This is a genomic window from Nocardia sp. CY41 (assembly GCF_009829325.1).
Taxonomy (GTDB): Bacteria; Actinomycetota; Actinomycetes; order Mycobacteriales; family Mycobacteriaceae; genus Nocardia.
Genome location: NZ_VUOS01000004.1, coordinates 67339 through 91570, shown reverse-complemented (window position 1 = coordinate 91570; position 24232 = coordinate 67339). Strand labels below are relative to the sequence as shown.

General features: G+C 69.0%; 27 protein-coding genes. 19 read left to right on the top strand and 8 right to left on the bottom strand.

Annotated elements, in window-relative coordinates; translation table 11 throughout:
• Positions 1-23 precede the first annotated feature (23 nt).
• From GVY64_RS05265 to GVY64_RS05245, 5 genes are all read left to right on the top strand, one after another.
• Positions 24-1223 carry an NAD(P)/FAD-dependent oxidoreductase gene (locus tag GVY64_RS05265; protein WP_159839338.1) on the top strand — a complete coding sequence of 400 codons (1200 nt, stop codon included), beginning with the start codon at positions 24-26 and terminating at the stop codon, positions 1221-1223.
• A 142-nt stretch (positions 1224-1365) separates the two neighbouring features.
• Entirely contained in the window at positions 1366-2325 is a 960-nt protein-coding gene (locus GVY64_RS05260) for an RNA polymerase sigma-70 factor (protein WP_159839336.1), read from the top strand.
• 28 nt (positions 2326-2353) lie between these two features.
• Positions 2354-3394, top strand: a complete 1041-nt coding sequence (locus GVY64_RS05255; protein ID WP_159839334.1) for a hypothetical protein — start codon at positions 2354-2356, stop codon at positions 3392-3394.
• A 588-nt stretch (positions 3395-3982) separates the two neighbouring features.
• Positions 3983-4603 (top strand): TetR family transcriptional regulator, encoded by a 621-nt coding sequence (locus GVY64_RS05250; RefSeq protein WP_442939522.1) that lies wholly within the window; start codon positions 3983-3985, stop codon positions 4601-4603.
• Positions 4604-4768: 165 nt separating this feature from the next.
• Entirely contained in the window at positions 4769-5926 is a 1158-nt protein-coding gene (locus tag GVY64_RS05245; protein WP_159839330.1) for an acyl-CoA dehydrogenase, read from the top strand.
• 639 nt (positions 5927-6565) lie between these two features.
• Here the strand turns inward: GVY64_RS05245 and GVY64_RS05240 are convergent.
• Complete coding sequence (locus GVY64_RS05240) at positions 6566-6976, bottom strand: DNA-directed RNA polymerase subunit beta (RefSeq protein WP_236566634.1); 411 nt, start codon at positions 6974-6976, stop codon at positions 6566-6568.
• 229 nt (positions 6977-7205) lie between these two features.
• Here GVY64_RS05240 and GVY64_RS05235 point away from each other — a divergent pair, with 229 nt between their 5' ends.
• The 4 genes from GVY64_RS05235 to GVY64_RS05220 are packed head-to-tail and all read left to right on the top strand — an operon-like array spanning position 7206 to position 8853.
• Positions 7206-8204 carry a helix-turn-helix domain-containing protein gene (locus GVY64_RS05235; protein WP_236566633.1) on the top strand — a complete coding sequence of 333 codons (999 nt, stop codon included), beginning with the start codon at positions 7206-7208 and terminating at the stop codon, positions 8202-8204.
• Positions 8201-8407: a DUF397 domain-containing protein gene (locus GVY64_RS05230; RefSeq protein WP_159839326.1), complete on the top strand. Its 207-nt coding sequence runs from the start codon at positions 8201-8203 to the stop codon at positions 8405-8407. Before GVY64_RS05235 ends, GVY64_RS05230 begins: the two co-directional genes overlap by 4 nt.
• An 18-nt stretch (positions 8408-8425) precedes the next feature.
• The gene (locus GVY64_RS05225) at positions 8426-8632 is read left to right on the top strand and encodes a DUF397 domain-containing protein (RefSeq protein WP_159839324.1); all 207 of its coding nucleotides are present in this window, start codon (positions 8426-8428) and stop codon (positions 8630-8632) included.
• 14 nt (positions 8633-8646) lie between these two features.
• Entirely contained in the window at positions 8647-8853 is a 207-nt protein-coding gene (locus GVY64_RS05220) for a DUF397 domain-containing protein (RefSeq protein ID WP_159839322.1), read from the top strand.
• A 129-nt stretch (positions 8854-8982) separates the two neighbouring features.
• Here the strand turns inward: GVY64_RS05220 and GVY64_RS05215 are convergent, their stop codons facing one another.
• Both GVY64_RS05215 and GVY64_RS05210 read right to left on the bottom strand, forming a co-directional pair.
• On the bottom strand, positions 8983-9267 hold the full coding sequence (locus tag GVY64_RS05215; protein WP_159839320.1) for a GNAT family N-acetyltransferase: 285 nt from the start codon (positions 9265-9267) through the stop codon (positions 8983-8985).
• 40 nt (positions 9268-9307) lie between these two features.
• Positions 9308-10669: an FAD-binding oxidoreductase gene (locus tag GVY64_RS05210; RefSeq protein WP_159839318.1), complete on the bottom strand. Its 1362-nt coding sequence runs from the start codon at positions 10667-10669 to the stop codon at positions 9308-9310.
• Between the two features lie 210 nt (positions 10670-10879).
• Here GVY64_RS05210 and GVY64_RS05205 point away from each other — a divergent pair, with 210 nt between their 5' ends.
• A complete protein-coding gene (locus GVY64_RS05205) occupies positions 10880-11209 on the top strand; it encodes a hypothetical protein (protein ID WP_159839316.1) in 330 nt (109 codons plus the stop codon).
• Between the two features lie 60 nt (positions 11210-11269).
• Positions 11270-11797, top strand: a complete 528-nt coding sequence (locus GVY64_RS05200; RefSeq protein ID WP_159839314.1) for a GtrA family protein — start codon at positions 11270-11272, stop codon at positions 11795-11797.
• A gap of 46 nt (positions 11798-11843) precedes the next feature.
• On the opposite strand, the gene GVY64_RS05195 is transcribed toward GVY64_RS05200, so the two are convergent.
• From GVY64_RS05195 to GVY64_RS05185, 3 genes are read right to left on the bottom strand one after another with little or no spacing between them, the layout of a single operon-like run.
• Positions 11844-12494 carry a Type 1 glutamine amidotransferase-like domain-containing protein gene (locus GVY64_RS05195; protein ID WP_159839312.1) on the bottom strand — a complete coding sequence of 217 codons (651 nt, stop codon included), beginning with the start codon at positions 12492-12494 and terminating at the stop codon, positions 11844-11846.
• Between the two features lie 6 nt (positions 12495-12500).
• Positions 12501-13337 carry a maleylpyruvate isomerase family mycothiol-dependent enzyme gene (locus GVY64_RS05190; RefSeq protein WP_159839310.1) on the bottom strand — a complete coding sequence of 279 codons (837 nt, stop codon included), beginning with the start codon at positions 13335-13337 and terminating at the stop codon, positions 12501-12503.
• Positions 13334-13795 carry an HIT family protein gene (locus GVY64_RS05185; protein ID WP_201297911.1) on the bottom strand — a complete coding sequence of 154 codons (462 nt, stop codon included), beginning with the start codon at positions 13793-13795 and terminating at the stop codon, positions 13334-13336. The genes GVY64_RS05190 and GVY64_RS05185 overlap by 4 nt, the downstream gene beginning before the upstream one ends.
• A gap of 395 nt (positions 13796-14190) precedes the next feature.
• Here GVY64_RS05185 and GVY64_RS05180 point away from each other — a divergent pair, with 395 nt between their 5' ends.
• The 6 genes from GVY64_RS05180 to GVY64_RS05155 all read left to right on the top strand — a co-directional run bounded on the left by GVY64_RS05180 (position 14191) and on the right by GVY64_RS05155 (position 19658).
• Positions 14191-15390 (top strand): Re/Si-specific NAD(P)(+) transhydrogenase subunit alpha, encoded by a 1200-nt coding sequence (locus tag GVY64_RS05180; RefSeq protein ID WP_236566632.1) that lies wholly within the window; start codon positions 14191-14193, stop codon positions 15388-15390.
• Complete coding sequence (locus tag GVY64_RS05175; RefSeq protein ID WP_159839306.1) at positions 15390-15716, top strand: NAD(P) transhydrogenase subunit alpha; 327 nt, start codon at positions 15390-15392, stop codon at positions 15714-15716. Before GVY64_RS05180 ends, GVY64_RS05175 begins: the two co-directional genes overlap by 1 nt.
• 4 nt (positions 15717-15720) lie before the next feature.
• Positions 15721-17139 carry an NAD(P)(+) transhydrogenase (Re/Si-specific) subunit beta gene (locus GVY64_RS05170; RefSeq protein WP_159839304.1) on the top strand — a complete coding sequence of 473 codons (1419 nt, stop codon included), beginning with the start codon at positions 15721-15723 and terminating at the stop codon, positions 17137-17139.
• A gap of 127 nt (positions 17140-17266) precedes the next feature.
• Positions 17267-18388: a DUF5925 domain-containing protein gene (locus GVY64_RS05165; protein WP_159839302.1), complete on the top strand. Its 1122-nt coding sequence runs from the start codon at positions 17267-17269 to the stop codon at positions 18386-18388.
• Positions 18389-18566: 178 nt separating this feature from the next.
• Positions 18567-19316: an LppU/SCO3897 family protein gene (locus GVY64_RS37155; RefSeq protein ID WP_201297910.1), complete on the top strand. Its 750-nt coding sequence runs from the start codon at positions 18567-18569 to the stop codon at positions 19314-19316.
• 21 nt (positions 19317-19337) lie between these two features.
• The gene (locus GVY64_RS05155; RefSeq protein WP_159839378.1) at positions 19338-19658 is read left to right on the top strand and encodes a nitroreductase family deazaflavin-dependent oxidoreductase; all 321 of its coding nucleotides are present in this window, start codon (positions 19338-19340) and stop codon (positions 19656-19658) included.
• Between the two features lie 49 nt (positions 19659-19707).
• On the opposite strand, the gene GVY64_RS05150 is transcribed toward GVY64_RS05155, so the two are convergent.
• A complete protein-coding gene (locus tag GVY64_RS05150; protein WP_236566631.1) occupies positions 19708-21054 on the bottom strand; it encodes an MFS transporter in 1347 nt (448 codons plus the stop codon).
• 261 nt (positions 21055-21315) lie between these two features.
• On the opposite strand from GVY64_RS05150, the gene GVY64_RS05145 reads away from it, so the two are divergent.
• The gene (locus GVY64_RS05145) at positions 21316-22269 is read left to right on the top strand and encodes an AraC family transcriptional regulator (RefSeq protein ID WP_159839298.1); all 954 of its coding nucleotides are present in this window, start codon (positions 21316-21318) and stop codon (positions 22267-22269) included.
• Positions 22266-22688: an acyl-CoA thioesterase gene (locus GVY64_RS05140; RefSeq protein WP_236566630.1), complete on the top strand. Its 423-nt coding sequence runs from the start codon at positions 22266-22268 to the stop codon at positions 22686-22688. Before GVY64_RS05145 ends, GVY64_RS05140 begins: the two co-directional genes overlap by 4 nt.
• Positions 22689-22706: 18 nt before the next feature.
• Here the strand turns inward: GVY64_RS05140 and GVY64_RS05135 are convergent, their stop codons facing one another.
• Complete coding sequence (locus tag GVY64_RS05135; protein ID WP_159839296.1) at positions 22707-24203, bottom strand: dihydrolipoamide acetyltransferase family protein; 1497 nt, start codon at positions 24201-24203, stop codon at positions 22707-22709.
• Between the last annotated feature and the right edge of the window lie 29 nt (positions 24204-24232).

The window sequence follows — 24232 nt, the reverse complement described above, 5'->3', positions numbered from 1 at the left end:
CCTCTCGGAGCGAAGGAGACACCATGAGCGACAAGATCGATGTGGTTGTGATCGGCGGCGGATATGCCGGAGTGATGGCGGCCAATCGCCTGACACAGCGCGCGGACGTGCGGGTGACGGTGATCAATCCGCGCTCCGCGTTCGTTCCGCGGCTGCGGCTGCATCAGCTGGTGGGTGGGACGCACGACGCGGTGGTCGACTATCAGGAAGTTCTGGCCGAGGGAGTGCGGCTGGTCGTCGACAGCGTGACGCGGATCGACGCGGCGGAGCGCCGCGTGACGCTGGCCGACGGCGGCGCGGTCGGCTACGACTATCTGATCTACGCGGTGGGCAGCGGCAGCGCAGCCTCTCGGGTGCCGGGTGCGGATGAGTTCGCATACCCGGTAGCCACTTTGGAGGCGGCGCGGCGGCTGCGGTCGGTGCTCGACGACACGCCTCTGTCGGCTGCGGTGACGGTCGTCGGAGGTGGGCCCACCGGTATCGAGACTGCTGCGGAGCTGGCGGAACAGGGTCGCACCGTCACGTTGGTCTGCGGCGCGGTCGTCGGTCCGTACCTGCACCCCCGGGCCCGGCGTACCGCCCGCAAATACCTCGCCAAGCTGGGGGTCACCCTGGTGGAAGGCCCTGACGCGGCGGTCACGGCGGTGACACCGGAGGCCGTCGAGCTCGGTGACGGCCGCACGTTGGCGAGTCGGGTCACCATCTGGACGGCGGGCTTCGGTGTGCCCGATCTGGCCGTCCGCAGCGGGCTGCGCACCGACACCGCCGGCCGCCTGCTCACCGATGAGACGCTCACCAGCGTCGACGACGATCGCATCGTCGCGGCGGGCGATTCGGCGGCGCCCTCGGACCTGCCATTCCGGATGAGCGCCTACGCCGCGGGCTGCCTCGGGGCCCATGCCGCCGACACGGTGCTGAACCGGATCGCGGGTGCGCAGCCCGCGCCGGTCGACCTGTCGTTCCCCGCGATGTGCCTCAGCTTCGGCCGGGATGCCGGGATCTTCCAGCTCGGCCGCAAGGACGACACTGCGATGCCGCTGTACTTCAGCGGGCTCGCCGGCACGAAGCTCAAGGAGTTCGCCTGCGCCTCCAGCGTCAAGCATCTGGTGAACGAAGCGCACAAGCCCGGGTCGCACCACTGGCCGAAGGACGGCAAGCACCGGCCGCAGCTGTTGCAGGCGCAGCGCGGCGGCGCGCCGGTCGTCGCCGAACCGGCGACTTAGTTATCCCAGCGATCGCATCGACTGCGCAGGATGTGGCAGCGTCGTTCCGCCGTTGCCACACCGTCCGGGCGGGAGCGCATCCGGTGTGCGCTGGGTTTGTGCCTCCCCGAATCGGATCGAACGTCTACAGAAGAGGAACCTCATGGAACCAACCAGTGGCGCCGATGGACAACGGCCGGCCGACCGCGAGGCCGAGCGTCGCGACAGCGGCGACCATGCCACGGCCGGTGCGACCGAGACGTTCCTCGCCCATCGCAACCTTCTCTTCACAGTCGCTTACGAGATGCTCGGATCGGCGGCCGACGCCGACGACGTCTTGCAGGAAACCTGGTTGCGCTGGGTGGGAGTGGACGCGGCGCACGTCACCGAGCCGCGCGCCTACCTGGTCCGGATCGCCACCCGGCAAGCGCTCAACCGGCTGCGCTCGGTGAAGCGCCGCAGGGAGGCATACGTGGGCTCGTGGCTGCCGGAACCGCTGCTCACCACCCCGGACGTGGCCGCCGACGTCGAACTCGCCGAGAGCGTATCGATGGCGCTGATGCTCGTGCTCGAGACGTTGACCCCGACCGAACGGGCAGTGTTCGTGCTGCGCGAAGCCTTCGGATTCGGCTACGACGAGATCGCGGCCGCGGTCGACAAGACACCCGCTGCCGTCCATCAGATCGCGCACCGCGCCCGCCGCCACGTCGATGCCCGCCGCCCCCGCCGCTCGGTCACCGCGCGCCAGGCCGAGGCGGCTGCCGAGGCGTTCCGGCGCGCGCTCGAGACGCGGGATGTGCAGGGTCTGCTCGACGTGCTCGCCCCCGACGTCGTCGCCATCAGCGACGGCGGCGGCATCAAGCAGGCCACGCCACGGCCGGTCCTCGGCGCCGACAAGGTGGCCCGCTTCATCGTCGGCGGCCTCACCAAGAACGACGTCGCGCTCTCCGTCGAGTCGACCACGGTCAACGGCAGCCCCGCGCTGGCGCTGCACATGGACGGGGAACTCGACGGCGTCCTCGCGATGCGCGTCGAGGACACCCGCATCACCGGCATCTACTACGTGCGCAACCCGCAGAAACTGACCCACGTCGACTCCGAAACCCCGCTGACCTTGCGCTGAGTCGGCCCCCACTGCTCTAGGAGAGAACATGACCACGCGGGCGCCGCTCGCCGATCCGTTTCCGTCGCGCTGGCCGACGGTGGCCGGAGCAGTCGTGCTGCTCACGGCGCTCGTCAGCGTGCTGCTCATCGCCTTCGCCTGGCCTTCGGTGCGATCGTCGGTCCACGATGTGCCGATCGCGGTCGCGGGGCCGACCCCCGCGGTCGCGCAACTGCGCACCGCACTCGATCAACGCCTGCCCGGCGGTTTCGAGATCAGCGAGGTGGCCGACACCGCGGCGGCGGAGCAACTCATCCGCGACCGGAAGGTGTACGGAGCCATCGATCTCAGCTCCGGCGCCCCGCAGGTCGTCGTCGCCTCCGCCGCAGGCCCCGCGATCGCCCAGACCCTGCAGGGCGTCGCGACCGGCCTGGCGCAGGCGGGGCAGCCCGGCACGGCGGTTCGCGACCTCGTCGCTCTGCCCGCCGACGATCCGCGTGGCGCAGGCTTGTCCGCGGGCGCCTTGCCCCTGGTCATGGGTGGTCTGCTGGCCGCGGTGCTGCTGACCCGGCTGGTTCGCGGCACATTCCGCCGGGTCATCGGGGCGCTGGCCTTCGCGCTCACCGGCGGCCTGGCCGTGACCGCGATCCTGCAGTTCTGGCTCGGCTCGCTGAGCGGTTCCTACCTCGCCAACACCGGCGCCGTCGGCTTGTCCATCGCGGCCACCGCGCTGACCGTCCTCGGGCTGGAGGCACTGCTCGGCTACGCCGGGATCGGGATCGGCGCCGTGGTGATGATGCTCGTCGGCAACCCGCTCTCGGGCACGGCGACCGCACCCGAGATGCTGCCGGGCTGGTCCGGCGCGCTCGGCCAGGCGCTGCCGCCCGGCGCCGGTGGCCGGTTGCTGCGCTCCACCGCCTTCTTCGACGGACACGGGGCTACGCACGCCATCGCGGTCCTGCTGGCCTGGCTCACGCTCGGCATCGCATTGTGCTTGGTCAGCGGGCTGCGTACGCGTCGTATCGCCACCGGCGCGGCGGGGTTGCGCACATCACCGGCGGATGGCACCCCCGCAGCGCTCAGCAGCTGACGGGTGCCGAAGCCGAGGGCCGTCCGACCTATGCGGGTTGACGGCCCTGAGTGCGTCTACCGGACCCATCTCGGCATCGGTCGACCGGTCCGGCCTCGCCCGACTTCATCGGTGGGCGGCCCGGCGATCGCGCCGACCAGGCACGTCGGTGGGGACCGGCGGCTGCGCCGAGTCGCGAGCGCGACCTGCGGTGCGGGAAAGCGCGGCCGGGCGCGGACCGACAGGCGCGGATCGGTGCAGCAGACCTCGCCCTGCCCATGGCACCGGTCAGCGTCGCGCCGACGAGCTCGAGGAGATCAGTGGCGCCCGTGGGCAGCGTGCCCGGTCCGCGCAGCGCGGAGCAGAGGTCACCTGCTTCCAACAGATGTCCGGGTGCCCCGTCCGGCCGCCGCGACCGGCGTGTCTTCGGTGTGCGGCTAGCCACGGAGGAAGAGGAACGCCGACCTGCTGATACAGCGGCCGACTGCGAACGTTCCGGTGTGGGGGACTTGCTCTCCCGGCCGCTGACTACGGTGTGAGGTCGTGACTACAGGGGATATTGCTCGAACGCGGGGAGGCGACGACACCGCGCACTTTCGACTGACGGTGGTGGATCAGGCGCTGCGGTTGTTCGCCGAGAAGGGGTACGAGGCGACGACGGTGGACGAGATCGCGGAAGCGGCGGGCATCTCCCGCCGGACGTTCTTCCGGCAGTTCCGATCGAAAGAGGACGTGATCTTCGCCGACCACGAGTCGCAGCTGGCGCAGGCGGCGGAGTTCCTGGCCGCGTCGGCCGACGACCCGTGGGAGGCGGTGTGCGCGGCGGTGGTGCAGGTCTTCGAACGATTCACGCAATGGCGGGAGATCGCGGCGCGGCGGTATCAGGTGGTGCGGCGGGTGCCCGCACTGCGGGAGCGCGAGATCGTCACGGTGTTCCGCTACGAGCGGTTGTTCACCGACTACCTGCGCGAGCGGCTGCCCGACGCCCCCGATCTGGCACGGGTGCAGTTCGCCGCCGCCGTGACCGCGACGCACAACTACCTGCTGCGCCGGATGGTGCGCGGCGAGTCGGACGCGGGCGCTGCCGACCTGCGGGTGGAGCTGGCCGCGATCCCGCGCGGCAGGGGCCGTGCCGTGAATCCCGAAGAGCTGGTCGTCGCGGTGTTCCCGCGCGACGCCCCGCCCAGGCAGATCGCGGACCTGCTGGTTCGCAAGCTCGGTACCCTGTGAGCTGAACCGGAGTGCGACCGATCTGACACTGAGTGCCACATCATCTCCCCACGTGACTGGCGTCCATGTGGGTATACTCGACGGTGAGATGGCACTGAGTGCCGATGCACTGCTTTCGTTCGAGGGAAAGCGGCGCCGACCACCGACGACCAGGAGTGAAGCCCGATGGCGGGAAACCCCGATTTCGACCTGTTCAAGCTCGAGGACTTCCACGATGAGCTGCGCGAAGCGATCCGCGCTCTCGCGGAGAAGGAGATCGCTCCGCACGCCAAGGACGTCGACGGCAACTCCCGCTTCCCGGAGGAGGCGCTGACCGCGCTCAACGCCTCAGGCTTCAACGCCGTGCACGTGCCCGAGGCCTACAGCGGCCAGGGCGCGGACTCGGTGGCCACCTGCATCGTGATCGAAGAGGTCGCGCGCGTCTGCGGGTCGTCCTCGCTGATCCCCGCCGTCAACAAGCTCGGCACCATGGGCCTGATCCTGAACGGCTCCGAGGAGCTGAAGCAGAAGGTGCTGCCGGACATCGTCAACGGTGAGATGGCCTCCTACGCGCTGTCCGAGCGCGAGGCCGGCTCCGACGCGGCCGGCATGCGCACCCGGGCCAAGCGGGAGGGCGACGACTGGATCATCAACGGCTCCAAGTGCTGGATCACCAACGGCGGCAAGTCCTCCTGGTACACCGTGATGGCGGTGACCGACGCGGAGAAGGGCGCCAACGGCATCTCGGCGTTCATGGTGCACAAGGACGACGAGGGCTTCGTGGTCGGCCCGCTGGAGCACAAGCTCGGCATCAAGGGCTCGCCCACCGCCGAGCTGTACTTCGAGAACTGCCGGGTGCCGGGTGACCGCATGATCGGCGCGCCGGGCACCGGCTTCAAGACCGCGCTGCAGACCCTCGACCACACCCGCCCCACCATCGGCGCGCAGGCCGTCGGCCTGGCCCAGGGCGCGCTGGACGCGGCCATCGCCTACACCAAGGACCGCAAGCAGTTCGGCAAGTCGATCGCCGACTTCCAGAACACCCAGTTCATGCTCGCCGACATGGCGATGAAGATCGAGGCCGCTCGCCTCATGGTGTACACCTCGGCCGCCCGCGCCGAGCGCGGCGAGCAGAACCTCGGCTTCATCTCCGCCGCCGCCAAGTGCTTCGCCTCCGACGTCGCCATGGAGGTCACGACCAACGCCGTCCAGTTGTTCGGCGGCGCCGGCTACACCACCGACTTCCCGGTGGAGCGCATGATGCGCGACGCGAAGATCACCCAGATCTACGAGGGCACCAACCAGATCCAGCGCCTGGTGATGTCGCGCGCGCTGCTGAAGTGATGTTTCGGTAGATGTCCGGGCGTTCGGGCGGTCCCAGAACGCATCTCAGGCCCTCTTCGGGCCGTCGAGGTGTAGGGGCCGCCCGAACGTCTGTCTTTCGCCCGCTCGAAGCTGGGCTCGGTCGAGATCGTCTGGGAGAAGTCCGGGACCAGCAGAGAACTGATGGGCGTCGAATCTTTCGAAGCGATCGCTTCCGTGCTGATCAGAGCCGCCGAGCAGGACGAGTCGAATCCGATGGGCAAAAGGATCACAGTGCGTTTCGCCGGACGGGCGAAGGGGGCGGACCGAAGTCGGCTCACTGGATTCGCGGACACCACGCAAACCCCGATCCGGTGACAGCCCGCGGAGCGCAGACTGACCCAGGCCACTCCTGCCGTTTACCTGCACCGGGCCGGGACCGCCGCGCTCACCTGGCCATAACTCCTCTATGGCTCCAGGTAGAGCCGTTCGCACGGCAGTCTCGGGTAGCCGTCGGTGTCGTCTGTGGATACTTCGACTGCGTCGTGCCAGTGGTGGGCGCGCCATTCCTGGACGAACAGGCATGCGGCTGTCAGACAGGCGACGAAGTCGAGGCGGGCTCCGTGCCAGAACACCGACAGGTGGACATCCGGCTCGGAGGGGATGGGGGATGGCGGGCGGTCAGGCATAGGTGGCCAACCGCCTGCGGCGTGCGGTCTTTTCGGCTACGCAGTTACGGATCGCTGCGACGACCACACGGCCGGAAGGGCGAAATGCCGTATCGGGCCGTGTTACCCAAGCGCGGAACTGGTTTCCTCGGTCGGCGGGGCTGGGCAAGGCGATCGTCCCGCCGTAGCGGATGACGGACACGTTCAAGCGGAACATCTCGGCGAACAGGGGTACGTCGTCCGGCAGATCCGGCCGGATGATGAACGTCCACCGTTTCGATCGCGGATGCGACAGAATCGGCCCCAACTCGTGGCCGTGGTTACGCATCCACATCTTCACGTGCTGTCCCAGGACGGCGGGCATGGTTATCGCCCAGACCATCCCGGTTCGCACGACGATGCGGCCGATCTGGGGCGGGTCCACGGTCGCGGGTAGACCGCATATCTGCCGGTAGTAGTGGCAGCGAGACAACGGGGTGTCCCCAAACGCTATGTGGCGCATCGAGACCTCTGCTTCATCGAAGGGGTTCAGGGCGCGCCCGTTCCGGCGGATCTCGATTGGGAGCCGGGGAGGGAGAACGAACGGCGTTGCGCGAGGCGCGTTTCCGTGTTCCCGGTCGGACGCGCAATCAGGGAACCACTGGGCGAACCCGGTGAACTACGTGAAGATGAAATCTCATCAGCTCCACCAGCACGTTTTTCATTCTGCACTGAGAATTGGCTCGGAGATGAGAAGCCCGGGCCGCCCAAGTAGACAGGAACGCGGCATGGCCGAAAGTGGTGGCTCGACCCTTCCTCGCCGTCAGCTCGGTAGGCACCTGCGGAACGGACGCGAAGCGGCGGGATTGACGTTGGCCGATGTCGGCGAACGGATGCAGTGGAGCGTCAGCACCGTTCAGCGGATGGAGGTCGGCAAGACCGAGCGAATCCGCACCGTCGACGTCGAGGCGCTGTGCAAGATCTACGACTTCACCGAGGAGTACACGAACGCGCTGGTCGGGCTCGCGAAGCAGGCCAGCCTGAAGTCGTGGTGGCATGAGTTCGGCGACCTTATCCCCGAGAATTTCGATGTCTTCGTGGACCTGGAAGCCACCGCGCGGTCGCTGACCTGGTACGAACCGGAACTGACCCCAGGGATCTTCCAGACCCCCGCGTACGCGAGTGGACTGATTCGCGCTGGCTACCCTGACGAGACACCGCTGGAACATGAGCGCCGGGTGCACCTTCGGCGCAAGCGGCAAGCGCTGATTACACGTAAAACGAAGCCCGTCGCCGTGAACGCCATTCTCCGAGAGTCCGTGCTACGCGGGTTGGTCGGCGATGATCGCGTCATGTCCGCCCAGCTCCGTCATCTGGTAGACCTCATGGGCTTGCCCAACGTGACGATCCGGGTGCTTCCGTTCTCGGCCGGATTTCCGATGGGTGTGGCCGTTGGGCCCTTCGTGATCTTGAAGTCCGGGGGTGACGGTAAGCGACAACCGAAGGAGCCTACAGTTGTCTACGTTGAGAGCTTCACAGGCGATTTGTACCTGGAGAAGCTGAGCGCTGTGAACCGGTATGTCGATGCCTACCGACGGTTCGAACGCGCGGCGCTGGACCCGGATCAGAGCAAGAATCTGCTCCGGCAAATAGCAAGGGAGTATGCACCGTGAATATCGACCTATCAGAGGCGAAGTGGTTCAAGAGCAGCCACAGCGGGGCTGACAAAGCGTGTGTCGAAGTCGCCTTTCTGTCGAGAGGTCATGTCGGCGTGCGAGATTCCAAGAACCCGGCCGGTCCAGCGCTGATGTTCTCGCCCGGCGAGTGGGACGCCTTCAGCGCTGGCATAGCCCACGGCGCATTCGAGCGCCCTTGAGACAAGGGAGTTTGCACCGTGAATACCGTCCTCAGCGAGGCGAAGTGGTTCAAGAGCAGCCGTAGTCAGGCCGGTAAGGAATGCGTGGAGGTCGCGTTCCTGACCGGAGGCGGAGTCGGCGTGCGGGATTCCAAGAACCCGACCGGCCCAGCCCTGAAGTTCACCCCCGGCGACTGGGACGCCTTCACCGCCGACATAGCCCATGGCACATTCGAGCGCCCTTGAAGGGGGTTTGCGCCGTGAATACCATCATCAGCGAGGCGAAGTGGTTCAAAAGTACCCGTAGCGGTGGCGACAAAGCATGCGTCGAGGTCGCCTTTCTCGAGGGAGGCGGTGTCGGCGTCCGGGACTCCAAGAACCCGACTGGCCCAGCGCTGGTCTTCACGCCCGGCGAGTGGGATGCCTTCACCGCCGGCATAGCTGACGTCGAGCTCGCGCGCTTCTGAATCGGCCACGAGCCCGGCGTATCCATCAGCGCCAGGGTGAACCATGGGTTGGTTCACGAGTGGCGCATGGTTGCGGTAAATCGCGAGTAGACCTCTCGCGGGTGTGCCACTCGCGACGGGATCTTGCGCCTACTTGACCAAGTCGGCGTATTCGCGGTGTTGGGAGATGTACTGCTCCACATACCAGCAGGTGGGGATGACGGAGAAACCCGCTGTGCGGGAGTCGTTGAGGGCGAATTCGACGACTTGGGCGGCTACCCCGCGGCCCCGGAACTCGGGGAAGGTCAGCGTGTGGTGGAAGTCGCGCACCTTGAGGTCTTCGCGTTCGGCGTAGTCGGCGTACCCGGCGAGGGTGTCGTCGATGTAGATCTCGTAGCGGGTGTCGGCGACGTTGTGTTCGAGCCTTGTCGTCATGGTCGGGTAGAACTCCTTGTCGGTACGGAATGTTCCGCGGTCAGAGGATCGCGCCGGGGTTGAGGATGCCGTCCGGGTCGAGCGCGTCCTTGATGCGGCGGGTCAGGGCCATCACATCGGGGCCGAGCTGGTCGGGCAGCCAGTCCTTCTTCAAACGGCCGACGCCGTGCTCGCCGGTGATGGTGCCGCCGAGGGCTATGGCGAGGTCCATGATCTCGCCGAAGGCGCGGTGCGCTCGCGCGGTGTGGTCCGCGTCGGCGGGGTCGTGCACGATCAGCGGGTGGGTGTTGCCGTCGCCCGCGTGCGCGATCACCGACACCGTCACCGCGTTGCGCTGGGCGATCTCGGCCACGCCGGTCACCAGGTCGCCGAGCCGGGGCAGCGGCACACCGACGTCCTCGAGCAACAGCGGCCCGAGTTTCTCCACGGCCGGAATCGCCAAACGCCGTGCGGCCGCGAACGCCTCGCCCTCGGCAGGGTCCTCGGTGTGGAAAACCTCGGTGGCCCCTGCCTTCTCGCAGGCCGCCACCATGACCTCGGCCTCGCGCCGGGCGTACTCGCCGGGCGCGTCGGAGCGCGCGACCAGCAGGGCGGCCGCCTGCCGGTCCAATCCCATCCGCAGCTCGTCTTCGACGGCGTTGATCGACACCGAGTCCATGAACTCGAGCATCGACGGGCGCAGTTCGCCGGTGATCGTCAGGATCGCCTCCGTGGCCGCGGTGAGCGTCGGGAAGCTCGCGACGACCGTGCTCTGCGGCGGTTGCGCGGGCAGCAGCCGCAAGGTCAGCTCCGTGATCACCCCCAGCGTGCCCTCGCTGCCGACGAACAGCTTGGTCAGCGACAGCCCGGCCGAGTCCTTCAAACGCGGACCGCCGAGCCGGACCACCGCGCCGTCGGCGAGCACGACCTGCATTCCGAGCACGTAATCGGTGGTGACGCCGTACTTCACACAGCACAGGCCCCCCGCGTTGGTGGCGGCGTTGCCACCGATCGAGCAGATCTCGAACGACGACGGGTCCGGCGGGTACCACAGACCGTGCTGCGCGACCGCGCGCTTGACCTCGGCATTGAGCAGGCCCGGCTGCACCACCGCGGTCCGGGTCACCGGGTCCACGGTGATCGCGCGCATCCGTTCGGTGGTGAGCACGATGGCTCCGTCGACGGCTGTGGCGCCACCGGACAGCCCCGATCCGGCGCCACGCGGGATCACCGGAACGCGATGCGCGGCGGCCCACCGCAGCGTCGCGGCCACGTCGTCGGTGCCGGTGGCCCGCACCACGGCCAGCGGGGTTCCGGCGTCCGGGTCACGCGCCCAGTCCTGCCGATAGCCCCCCAGCAGGTCGGGATCGGAGAGCACTGTGCCGTCGGGGAGAGCGGCGATCAACTCATGCAGGTCCACCACCTCACGCTAGCTTCCCGTGCCCGCTATTTGCTGATCGGCCGACCCGTGGCCGGATGCCCCGGAATGTGATGTCACCCGCCACAGTGGTATTACCGCCTTCGGGAGACCAGAATGCCGACAGGGGCTTGACTGTCGGGGCATCGAGTTCTCCCGGAGCCGTCATGTCGCGGCGCCGGCAGTCATGCGGTTCGCCGCGTACCACGTGGAGGGATGGAACGGATGCAGGGCGAACAACCGAGTCGCCGGGAACTGGTCGCCGCGATGCTCTCCAGCGAGTTCGTCGAGGACGGCATCGACGCGGACGTGCTGCGCCGGGTGCACACGGGCGAGCACGAGGAGTGGTTGACCGCGCTGGACCGCTCCGGTGTCTTCGGCAAGGAAGCCCTCGCGGAGCTGGCCGACCTGTGGCGCCGCGAGCCCCGCGAGTTGCTGGAGGCACTGCTGGCCGACGCGGACGACGTCGCGCGGCGACGGTGCCTGGCGGCCTGGGCCGGGTTGGACCACGACGCGGACGGTCCCGGCCAGGCCCAGATCGGCTGAGCCACCGGCCGGTCGCCGCCCGCTCATCTGCCGGACATCTGCCGCTGGCACCCTGGTCGCGTGCACGAGTTGTCCGAGACCGCCGACACCATCGCCGATCGGTTCACCCACTGGTGCGCGGCGGTCGTCGCCCGGCTGCCGTTCGGTCTGGACCGTCTCGTCCCGCCGACCTTCCTCGGCTTCGCGCTGATCAACAGCGGCACTTTCGCTGTCGACTTGGCGCTGCTCACCCTCTTGCACGGGTGGTTCGATCTGCCGGTGTGGTCGGCGGTGACCCTGGCCTACGTGTGCGCGTTCGGCCTGAGCTTCGTGCTCAATCGCACGTTCAATTTCCATTCCCACGCGCCGGTGGGCAGGCAGGCCGCGGTGTACGTCGTGGTGGTCGTGATCAACTACCTCGCGTTCATCCTCGGTGTCGGCAGCGGACTCGCCGCGCTGGGGCTGCAATACCACCTGTCCCGGATGCTGGCGGGCGCATGCGAGGCGGTCTACATGTACAGCGCGATGCGCTGGGTGGTCTTCCGCCGATCGGTGGAGCCGCAGGCGGCGCTCGCGCCCGACGTTGCGGTGCGGCCCCAGCCGAAGTAGCGCTGACCAGCCCGACCCGTGAGTACCGCGCGCTCGCGGATGTGTGTCAGGACGCCGGAGCGATCAGCGTTTCGACGCGCTCGCCGTCGAGGACGATCGCGTCGTCGTCGGTCAGCGACCAGTGCGCGACACCTTCGGCGCGGTACCGGGCCGCGAGCCGAGTGCAGTCACCGTCGGGGTCGGTGGCCGAATCGACGTGCGGCACGATCCGGCGGTCCACCAATCCCAATCCGTCCCAGCGCGGTGCGACGCCACACGCGGGCGCGACCTCGTCCGGGTCGTCCACCGATTCCAGCCCGTGCAGGTCAGGGGTCAGCAGGCAGGCCCCGGCGCTGTAACCGGCGTAGACGAGCGCGTCGGCGGCGAGCAGCCGGGGAAGGACGCGATCCGCGCCGCTGCGCGCGAACTGGGCGCGCAAGACGAACGTGTTGCCACCGCGCACCCACACCAGCGGGAATTCGGCCAGCTTCCGTTCCAGCTCCGCTTCCCGGCCGACGTACTCGCGCAGGTCGAGGACCTCGGGCCGGTAACCGAGCTTGCGCAGCGGCGACATGTCACTGCTCACCGCGCCCGCCCACGCCTGCGGCCAGGCGTCGCAGGCGTTCGGGATCAGCGCGACCCGGCCGGGCGGGCCCGCCAGCGCGGCGAGCCGGTCGTAGTGCGCGCCGAAGCGATAGCTGGACAGGAACAGGCGCACCGCGGATCAGATGGTGAAGGCGAGGTGGCGGACGATGCGCTGCCCGAGTTCGCCGTCGCCCCGCATGACGATCTCGTCCAGGTGCTGGTCAGCGGTCGTGCGTCCGCCGCCAAGCCGCACGAAGAGCCCGGAGTCCAAGCCGATTTCGACCGTGGCCGGTCCGTCGAAGGCATCCACGTAGCGCCCTCGGCCCGCCACCTGGATGCGCAAGGTCCTGGCCAGCGGCCCGGTCAGCGCGAAGGCGATCCGCGCACCGTCCGGCGCCTCGCCCTTCTTCACCACCACGCGCGGGATGCTGCCCGCGAACTCCTCGAACGCGAGCTGACCGCGCGGCCCGCCCTCGTCCACCGGCGTGCCGAGCGCGTCGGCGATGTCGAGTTCGTGCATCCAGCAGTCGAACAACCGCACCCGCATGAATCTGCCGTAGGACACCTGCCCGATCGGCGAGATCGTTTCCTTCTCCCATTCGGCGTCGCCCATCGCGGCGAGCGCGGCGCGCCTGCGGTCGACGACGCCGCGGTAGAACTCGAGCAGCCGCGCGCCGGACAGGGGACGCAGCCGGTCCACCCAGATCTCGTTGAGCACCGCGGTCTCGTTGCGCACGTAGGGCAGCGTGCTGACGTCGGTCTTCGGCTTGGTCGGGTCGTGCGCGGGCGGCCGGTCACCCAGCAGCCAGGACTCGGTGCCGACGACATGGGCGACGACGTCGAATACGGTCCAGCCGGGCAGCGACGACGGAGTCCGCCAGCGCTTCTCGTCCAAAGGCGCGATCAGGGCGTCGATCGCGTCCCATTGCTGCGCCAGCAGCTCGATCAGCGCGGTCCGATCCAACGTCTCGGTCATCCGTCGATTTCCTTTTCCGGGCCTTCGCCCTCGTTCTCCAATGCCGCGATGCCCTCTCGGATGGCCGCGGCGGTGGCGACCGGATCATGCGGGCGCCGCAGCAGAAATCCCTTGGCGAACCGTAGCTTGTCGCCGTGGCTGCGCGGGATCACGTGCAGGTGGACGTGCGGCACGGTCTGGAACGCGGCGGTTCCGTCGTTGAGGATCAGGTTGGCGCCGTCGGCGGCGAGGCTGCTGCGCCGGATGGCCAGTGCGAGCCGATGCCCGATCCGGAAGATCTGCGCGCCGAGTTCGGCGTCCAGATCCTCCAACTCGGCGGCGTGTCGTTTCGGGATGACCAGCGTGTGCCCACGGGCGATCGGCCGGACGTCGAGGAACGCGCACAGCGTGTCGTCCTCGTACACCTTCGCCGCCGGTGCTTCGCCTGCCACGATGCGGCAGAAGACGCAGTCGTTCACACGCTGGACCATACGGCGTACGAGCCGAGCCGAACACCCCGGACCGCCGATCGGCATGACGCACGTCACTGCGCCGTTGTGCGCCGCCCGCCCGGCCTGGCGCCTGACCTCGAGGTTGGTAACGAACTTCTCTGTACGGTCTTGCCGTGTTCACCTGCGGCGACCACGATCACACCGAGAAGAGAAAAAGGTGGACCGCCGCTCGGTGGCCGGTGGACCGCTCGGTGACGTCCGGCGCACCGGCGGGATTCGCCCGGCGTGTGTGACGGGCATCTCAGCTAGGCTCACGGCGGGCCAGGTACAGTGGCGAGGATTTGGGCGAACTTACTCGACAGTAACATCGTCCGGTCGTCTACCCGTTGCCTGAAGCTCAGTAAGAGAAGGAAGTCTGACAAGTGGAGACAACGCAGAGCGTAGGCGATCCATCGCCGCGCGGCGCGCGTGTCGGTGTCGTTCGCGAATCCAACGCGGGCGAACGACGTGTCGCATTGGTGCCCAAGATCATCCCGAGCCTGGTGAAGCAAGGCGTGGAGGTGGTCGTCGAGTCCGGAGCCGGGAACGGCGCGCTGATTCCCGACGAAGCCTATGTCGAGGCGGGCGCGTCGATCGGTGATCCGTGGTCGGCGGACGTGGTGGTGAAGGTGGCCCCGCCCAGCGACGCCGAGGTGGCCAAGCTGTCGTCGGGGCAGACGCTGATCGGGTTCCTCGCCCCGCGCAACGCCGACAATCAGATCGGCGCGCTGAAGGCGGCGGGGGTGCAGGCCTTCGCGGTGGAGGCGATTCCGCGGATCTCGCGTGCGCAGGTGATGGACGCGTTGTCCTCGCAGGCGAACGTCGCGGGGTACAAGGCGGTGTTGCTGGCGGCGTCGGAGTCGACGCGGTTCTTCCCGATGCTGACCACCGCCGCGGGCACGGTGAAGCCGGCGACGGTGCTGGTGCTCGGCGTAGGTGTCGCGGGCTTGCAGGCGCTGGCCACGGCGAAGCGCCTCGGCGGGCGGACCACCGGTTACGACGTGCGGCCCGAGGTGGCCGATCAGGTGCGGTCGGTGGGCGCGCAGTGGCTGGATCTGGGCATCGATGCCGCCGGTGAGGGCGGGTATGCCCGTGAGCTCACCGACGAAGAGAAGGCGAAGCAGCAGCAGGCGCTGGAAGACGCGATCAAGGGCTTCGACGTGGTGATCACCACCGCGCTGGTGCCGGGGCGTCCCGCGCCCAGGTTGGTCACGGCAGCGGCGGTGGAGGGCATGAAGCCCGGCAGCGTGATCGTGGACCTGGCCGGTGAGACGGGCGGCAACTGCGAGCTGACCGAGCCGGGGCAGACCGTGGTCAAGCACGAGGTGACCATCGCCTCGCCGCTGAATCTGCCCGCCACCATGCCCGAGCACGCGTCCGAGCTGTATTCGAAGAACATCGCGGCACTGCTGGAGCTGATGCTGGTCGACGGCAAGCTCGCCCCGGATTTCGGCGACCAGGTGCTGGCGGATTCCTGCGTGACCCGTGCTGCGGCCGAGGCGCCCGAGGCGGCGCGGGCCGAGAAGTCGGTGGAGGACCCGGTGGAGGCGAAGGACGCGACCGAGGCGAAGGTGGAGAGCTGATGTATACCGAACTGCTGGCGAATATCGCGATCCTGGTGCTGTCCGGGTTCGTCGGCTTCGCCGTGATCTCCAAGGTCCCGAATACGCTGCACACGCCGCTGATGTCGGGCACCAACGCCATCCACGGCATCGTGGTGCTGGGTGCGCTGGTCACGCTGGGCAAGATGGAAGACCCGTCGATCGGCATCCAGATCATCCTGTTCGTCGCGCTGGTGTTCGGAACCCTGAACGTGGTCGGTGGTTTCGTGGTCACCGACCGCATGCTGGGCATGTTCAAGGGCAAGAAGCCGGTCGCGGCCGACGCTGCCGAGAAGGCGGGGAAGTAGAGCAATGGACAACCTCGTCAACATCCTCTATATCGTCGCGTTCGCGCTGTTCATCTACGGCCTGATGGGTTTGACCGGGCCGAAGACCGCGGTGCGCGGCAACTGGATCGCCGCGATCGGCATGGGCATCGCGGTGGTCGCGACGCTGATCTCCATCCGGGAGACCACCAACTGGATCCTGATCGTCGCCGGTCTCGTGATCGGTGTGGTGCTGGGCGTGCCGCCCGCGCGGTATACGAAGATGACCGCGATGCCGCAGCTGGTGGCCGCGTTCAACGGCGTCGGCGGCGGCACGGTCGCGCTGATCGCGTGGGCGGAATTCCTGGACACCACCGGCTTCTCGGCGTTCAAGCACGGGGAAGAGCCCACTGTGCACATCATCGCCGGGTCGTTGTTCGCCGCGATCATCGGTTCGGTGTCGTTCTGGGGCTCGCTGATCGCGTTCGGCAAGCTGCAGGAGATCCTGCCCGGCCGCCCGATCGGCGTCGGGAAGCTCCAGCAACCGTTGAACCTGTTGCTGCTGGTGGTGGCCGTCGCCGCGGCAGTGGTGATCGGTGTGCGCGCCGCCGACGGTGGCGCGGCGTGGTGGTGGATGGTGCTGTTGCTCCTGGCCGCCGGTGTGCTCGGGTTGATGGTCGTGCTGCCGATCGGCGGCGCGGACATGCCGGTGGTCATCTCGCTGTTGAACGCGCTGACCGGTCTGTCGGCCGCGGCCGCGGGTCTGGCGTTGAACAACACCGCGATGATCGTCGCGGGCATGATCGTCGGCGCGTCCGGCACCATCCTGACCAACCTGATGGCCAAGGCGATGAACCGGTCCATCCCGGCCATCGTCGCGGGCGGCTTCGGCGGCGGCGGGACCGCGCCCGGTGCCGCGGGTGGTGAGCAGAAGCAGGCCAAGGCCACCTCCGCCGCGGACGCCGCGATCCAGATGGCCTACGCCAACCAGGTGATCGTGGTGCCCGGTTACGGCATGGCGGTCGCGCAGGCGCAGCACGCGGTCAAGGAGATGGCCTCGCTGCTGGAGGCCAAGGGGGTGGAGGTCAAATACGCCATCCACCCGGTCGCCGGTCGCATGCCCGGTCACATGAACGTCCTCTTGGCCGAGGCCGAGGTCTCCTACGACGCGCTCAAGGAAATGGACGATATCAACGGCGAATTCGGCCGCACCGACGTCGCCCTGGTGATCGGCGCCAACGACGTCACCAACCCCGCCGCCCGGGAGGACTCCTCGAGTCCGATCTACGGCATGCCGGTGCTCAACGTCGACCAGGCCAAGTCGGTGATCGTGCTCAAGCGCTCGATGAACTCCGGCTTCGCCGGCATCGACAACCCGCTGTTCTACGCCGACCACACCTCCATGCTGTTCGGCGACGCCAAGAAATCGGTCGGAGCAGTCACCGAGGAACTGAAGGCGTTGTAGGCCAGAGGTTTCCCCGACGCGCCCCTCCGCCCACCCGGGCGGAGGGGCGCTTTCGTAATTCGATGGACATCGTGGCCCGCCGCCCCGGATCATTCTCGGAGTGTCCGCACGTCATGAGCCTCTTCGGTTGATCGGTCCCGGGGAGCCCTCGGCCGATCCCGCCGAGCGGCTGCCGTGGACCGTCGTCGTCGATTCCACGTACTCCATCCGCGACGCGATCGATGCCCTCGCGCTCGGTCCGTTCCTGCGCGGCGACCAGCCCTGCGCGCGCACCGCGCATCTGGAGCGGGTGCGGCCGGACGCGCCGCTGCGCCCAGGACGCGGCCGCGTGGTGCGCACGATGCGCGACAACGACAGCGGGGCGACGCTGGTGGTCGGCCCCGGCTGGTCGCTGCGTTCGGTGCGCTGGTCGGGCGGTTCGGCGATGGTCGAGGTCACCGCCGTTACCGACACGCTCGCCGACGAGTTGCTCGCCGAAGCGGTCCGGGACGCGGCGGCTCCGCCGGAAGTGGGCGAGACCGTGGAGATGGGCTTCTGGCACATGCACACGCACGGCCCGCAGCGCCGCGCGCGCTCGATCTCGGCGCCCGAGTGGTCGTCGATCCGCGGCAACTACGCGGGGCAGGTCGCCGCCGCGATGGACCGGCTGATATCGCTCACCGCCGATGACGTCCGCGGCCGGCTGGTGCTGCTGCACGGGCCGCCCGGCACGGGGAAGACCACCGCGCTGCGCGCGCTGGCCCGGGCCTGGGGAGCCTGGTGCCAGTTCGATTGCGTGCTCGATCCCGAGGTGATGTTCGGCAAGCCCGGCTATCTGATGGACGTGGCCGCGGGTGTCGACAACGCCGACCAGGGCGCGCCGCGCTGGCGGATGCTGGTGCTGGAGGACTGCGACGAGCTGATCCGCGGGGAAGCGAAGGAGGCGGCGGGGCAGGGACTCTCGCGGCTGCTGAACCTGACCGACGGCATGCTCGGGCAGGGCCGGGACGTGCTCGTCGCCATCACCACCAACGAGGACCTGTCGCGTCTGCACCCCGCGGTGACGCGGCCGGGCCGGTGCCTGGCGCGGATCGAGATCGGGCGGCTGTCCTCCGGGGAGGCGGCGGCTTGGCTGGAGCGGGAGCAGCCGGATGCGGCCACCGCGTTTCCGGACGGCGCGAGTTTGGCCGAGCTCGTCGCGGTGCGCGACGGCGAGGCACGGATCGACGCCGTCGCCATGGACGCGGTGAACCCGGGACTGTACCTGTGAGCCGGCCGGAAGGACTCCGGTGAGCCGAAGCCGGTGCGCCGGTAGGCCGATCCGGCGAGTGGGTGCGGCGAACCGGCTGGTATCCCGCACGGCGGTACTCGCACCGATCGGCTAGATTCCATGGGTTCGCCCGTCGCCCTGTGCGCACGGAATCAAGCGAGACCCGGGGAGGGGATCCATGACCACACCACCGAACCAACCGTATCCAGGCCAGCCCGGCTATCCGCAGCAGCCGCCTGCCGGTGCGCCGCAGGGTTATCCGGGGCAGCCGGGCTATCCCGGTCAGCCGCAGGGCTATCCCCAACCCGGGTACCCCGGCCAGCCGCAGCCGGGCTATCCGCCGCAAGGTGGTTTTCCACAACAGCCGGGCTACCCCGGTGGCGGGTTCCCGCCGCCCGGGTCCCCGCCTCAGCAGAATCGCGGCGGGAGCGGTATCGGCAAGATCCTCGGCATACTCGGCGTGGTCCTGGTGATCGGGCTGCTGGTCGTCGGCGCCCGCACCGTGTTCCGCTCGGACGGCGAGAAGATCGACATCGGTCAGTGCGCGAAGTTGTCGGGCACCACGATCAAGGCCGAGTTCGCGACCAAGGAATGCTCCGACCCGGAAGCCAATTACGTGGTGGCGCAACGGCTCGACGGCGCGAACGCGGACTGCCCCACCAAGGATTACGCCAGCTACTACCAGACCGGCGGTGACGAGTACACGCTGTGCCTGCGGCTGAACGTCAAGGAGGGCGACTGCATCGACGGCGGTTTCCTCGGCGCCAGCACCAAGGTGGCCTGCGGCTCGACGGCGGACTTCAAGATCGGCCGGATCGTGCGCGGCACCGCGGACAAGTCCGCGTGTGGAGCGAAGGCGACCGAGAACGACACGATCGTCTACCCGAAGCCCGAGCCGATCACCCTGTGCCTGGTGTCGCCCAAGTAGCGATCGGCTCGGCTCGGCTTCCTGTTCGGGGGACGGCTCCTGCTGCTCGAGCACACCGGCCGTCGCTCGGACCGGTCGCGCTATGCGGTGCTGGAGGCGGTGTCCCGGCCGAGCCGTGACCGCGTGGTGATCGCGTCCGGATTCGGCGCGCAGGCGCGGTGGTTCCGGAATCTCGTCGCCGATCCGCACTGCCACGTGAGTATCTCGACGCACTTCGAGGTTCCAGCGCCGGCCCGCGTGCTGAGTCCGGAGGAGACCGCCGTCGTCCTCGACGACTACCGGCGCATCCATCCGGGGGCATACCGCAAGCTCGGCCGGATAGTCGAGGAAGCCACCGCATGAGTATCGATGCGGTGCCGATGGTCGAACTGACGTCGGATCTCTGATCCGGTCAGTCCGCCCGTGGCGGGGCGACGACGTTCGCGTACCGGCAGCAGAGCAGTATCGCGATCATCGGCACGACCATCGCCTTGGTCAGCGACATCACGGCGGTGAGCCAGCCGATGATCGTGGGACCGGCGAGCAGGCCGAGATAGCCGATGCTGAACACCCGCGACATGTCGGTCGCGGCCCGCGCGGAGCCGAGATTCCCGGCCGCGGTGAAGATCTGCGGGATGCCGCCGGCGAGGCCGAGCCCGGCCATCGTCCAGCCGAGCAGCGTCAGCGGAATCCACGGCGAGACGACGATCACGCCCAGACCGACGGCCGCGACGAGTGAGCCGTAGCGCACCACCGCGACCCGGCCGAAGGCGTGGCTGACCCGGTCGGTGCCGAAACGCCCGATCGTCATCGTGGTGGAGAAGGCGCCGAACGCCAGCGCCGCCGTCGCCGCGTCGGCGCCCAGATGCTCGCGCATCTGCAAGGCGCTCCAGTCGGCGGCCACCCCTTCCGCCAGGAGCAGCGCGAACGCGACAGCGGCCAGTGCGAACACCTTCCTGCCACGATCGCGGGCGCTCAGGTGAGGGTCCGGCCGCTCACCGGCGGGCAGGTGCGGAGGCAGCACGGCTTCGGAGCCGTGCGGCATGACGTCGTGCCGGGACGCGCTCGCGGGGGCGGTCGTACCGTGGTCCGGCGGCGCGTCCGTACCGTGGTCCGGCGGCGCGTCGTCGAGGTCGGTGGCGTGCACGGACGCGAGGTCGTGCGGCGCGGCCGCGCCGGACCCGCTTTCCCGCAACAATCGCGGTACCAGTGCGAGGGTCAGCGCGACACACCCTACCGCGGCGAGAACCAGGGTCATCCGGATGTCCCAACCCGCCCGCAGTGCGGCGGCTCCGAGCAGTGAACCGAGTAGGCCGCCGCCGGAGAACAGGGCGTGGAAAGCGGCCATGATCGGCCGCCGGTAGGCCCGTTCCACCAGCACCGCTTGGGTGTTCATCGACACGTCCAGCGCGCCGTTGCCGAAACCGAAGCAGGCCAGGGCCGGCGCCAAGCCGAGCGGGCCGGTGGCGAGGCCGGGGCCGACCACCGCCACGGACGCGATGCACGCGGCCGTGCCGACCAGCGCCCTGCTGCCGAACCGATCGGCGAGCGGACCGGCCAGCCGCATTCCGGCGATGCCCGCACCGGCCATCAGCAGGATGAACATGCCCAGTGTGGATTTCGAGACGCCCGTGCGGTCGGTGATGACCGGGATATGGACCACCCACATGGCGAGCAGGAAGCCGTTCAACGCGAAGACCGTGAACACCGCGGCGCGCGCGACGCGGACCGGGCGATCGACCGTCGGGCTCAACACCATGTCGACGGTACCGGGAGAACATCCGCCGCGGCCGGCCTCGCCCGCGGAACCGGCCCAGGGCATCGTCGACCTGGTCGTGCGGCCGTGCGGGACGCTCGACACTGCGCGTCACGTCCGCGAGCGAGTCTCTTTCACTATGTCGAACGTCACAGATGGTCGGAACATTTCCAGGTCTCCGTGGTGGCTGCGGCCCACAAGGAGGTCGAGACGGCACGTGGCTCAACGGCGCGTGATCATGCGTGATCGTCTACCGTGGACAACGTGGATGCGCTCGCCAGTCTGCTCGAAGGCCCTCGCGCGCGCGGCGCGTTCCTGATGTGTTCGCTGCTGAATCCGCCGTGGTCGCTGCGCATCCAGGACGAGGCCCCGCTGACCGTGCTGTCGATGATCCGCGGCGGCGCGTGGATCGTCACCGACGAGAGCGCGCCGCGCCGGCTGGGCGCGGGCGACGTCGCCGTCTTCCGCGGACCCGCGCCGTACACGGTGGCCGACGACCCGGCGACCGAACCGCAGATCATCATCCATCCCGGTCAGGTGACGAAGACGCCGGACGGCGAGATCCTCTGCGAGACATTGAGTCTGGGTGTCCGGCAGTGGGGGACCGATCCGGACGGCGCGACGCTCATGGTGACCGGGACCTACGAGTCCGCGGGCGCGGCCGGCCTGCGCCTGCTGCGCGCGCTCCCGCCGGTGCTGGTGTTGCGGCGCGGCGAGTTCGACAGCCGGGTGCTCGACATCCTGGTCGACGAGGTGACCAGGGACCAGCCCGCGCAGAGCGCGGTGCTGGACCGCCTGCTGGATCTGGTGCTGATCGCGGCGCTGCGCGCCTGGTTCGCTCGCAACGACGCGCCCGGCTGGTACCGCGCGTACGGCGACCCGCTGGTCGGCAAGGCTTTGCGCCTGTTGCAGCACAATCCGGCGCACGGGTGGACGGTCGCGGGCCTGGCCGAGGCGGTGGGAATGTCGCGGGCCGCGTTGGCGCGCCGGTTCACCGATCTGGTGGGCGAGCCGCCGATGGCCTTCCTCACCGAATGGCGGCTGGCGCTGGCCGCCGATCTGCTGCAGGAGTCCGACGCCACGATCGAGGCCATCGCGCGGCAAGTCGGCTACGGCAGCGCGTTCGCGTTGAGCACCGCGTTCAAGCGGCACTTCGGCGTCTCCCCGCGCGACCACCGGCTGGGCGTCGTCGCCGCTGAGCTATCGTCGGCCGGGTGACGCAGCAGTATCCGGTGCTCTGGCCGGTGCCGACCCGGTGGGCCGACAACGACCACTACGGGCACGTGAACAACGTGACCTACTACTCGTACTTCGACACCGCGGTCAACGCGTGGTTGATGCACGCCACCGGAACCGACATCCGCGACCTGCCCGCGCTCGGCGTGGTGGCGCAGACCTCCTGCCGGTATCTCGGCTCGATCAGCTTCCCGGACCAGTTGCAGGTCGGGCTGCGCATCTCCCGGCTCGGGCGCTCCAGCATCACCTACGATCTGGCCATCTTCCGCGAGGGCGACGGCGCGCTGGAACTGTCGGCCACCGGGGTCTTCGTGCACGTCTACGTGGACGCCGAGACTCGCGAGCCGGTCGAGATCCCGGAAGTCATCCGCACGGCCGCGGCGGCGCTCGTCACGGACTGACGGCCGCGGGCACCGGCGTCACGCGCGGCTGAGCAGAGTGAGCGGGTCTTCCAGGAATCCTCCGACGGCGGCCAGGAAGCGGGCCGCGAGCTCGCCGTCGATCATGCGGTGATCGAAGCTCACGCCGAGGGTGGTCACCCACCGGATCGCGATCTCGTCGCGCACCACCCACGGTCGCCTGCCGATCGAGCCGAGGCACAGGATCGCGGCCTCGCCCGGATTGACCAGCGGAACACCGGCGTCCACGCCGAAGACGCCGACGTTGGTGATGGTGAACGTGCCGCCGCGCAGGTCGGCGGGTGTCGCGTCGCCCGCGCGGGCGGTGTCGGCGAGCCAGCCGATTTCCCGGGTGAGGTCGCGCAGGTTGAGCGTCTGCGCGTCTTTGATGTTCGGGACCAGCAGCCCGCGCTCGGTGGCCACCGCGATGCCGAGATTGACGTAGTGCTTGGTGACGATCTCCTGAGCGGTTTCGTCCCAGTAGACGTTCATGCCGGGGAAGTCGGCGAGCGCGATCAGCGTCGCCTTGGCGACCAGGGCCAGCGGGGTCAGGGGCAGGCCCGCGAAGGATTTCGTGCCGCGCAGATGATCGAGTAGTTCCATCGAGGCGGTGCAGTCCGCGGTCACGAACGTGCTGGCCTGCGGGATGGTCCGCGCGCTGGTCAGCATCGCCGCGGCGGTGCGTTTGCGGATGCCCCCGATCGGGGCGCGTTCCTCGCGCGCGGACGGCCGGACCGCTTCGGCCGGAACGGTGGCCGGTTCGGCCGGACGCGGCTGCGAGACGGGCACCGCGCCGCGCACGTCCTCGACGGTGACCGCGCCGCCGGGCCCCGAACCCGCGATGAACCACAGGTCGAGGCCGAGTTCGCGAGCCAGTTTCCGCGCGGCGGGCGTCGCTGCCGCGCGCGCCGCGCCGAGCCCGGTCTCCGGTTGGTGCTCGGTCGGACCGCCCGCGGCGCCAGACCGCGAAACCTTGGGTTCTGCGGCTTGATCGCCCACGGTGTCGGATCGCGAGACCTTGGGTTCTGCGGCTTGATCGGCCGTGGTGTCGGATCGCGAGACCTGGGGTTCCGCCGCCCGATCGCCCAGGGTGTCGGACCGCGAAGCGCCGGGCACTTTCCCCTCTCCGCCGTCCGGCCGCGAAACGCCCGACCCGACAGGAGGACGCCGCCGGGACGTCGCCTCCGCCTCGGGGCCGTAGCCGACCAAGACCGAAGTACGGCCCGTCTCGCTCGTGTCGTCGGCTCCGGCCGCCTGGACGCGGATGAGTGGCGCCCCGACCGCGACGGTGTCGCCCGGCCGCGCCAGCAGTTCGATCACCCGGCCCGCGAACGGCGACGGCAACGAGACGACCGCTTTGGCCGTCTCCACGTCGGCGATGGGCTGGTTCAACTCGACCGTGTCGCCGACCGCCACCGCCCACGACACCAGTTCGGCGTCGGTCAAGCCCTCCCCGAGGTCGGGTAGCCGGAACTCCAGCACGGACGCCGGAAGATCCTGGCGGGCATGGTTTTCCACGCGGCACCTCTCACTACGGCGAAGCCCGC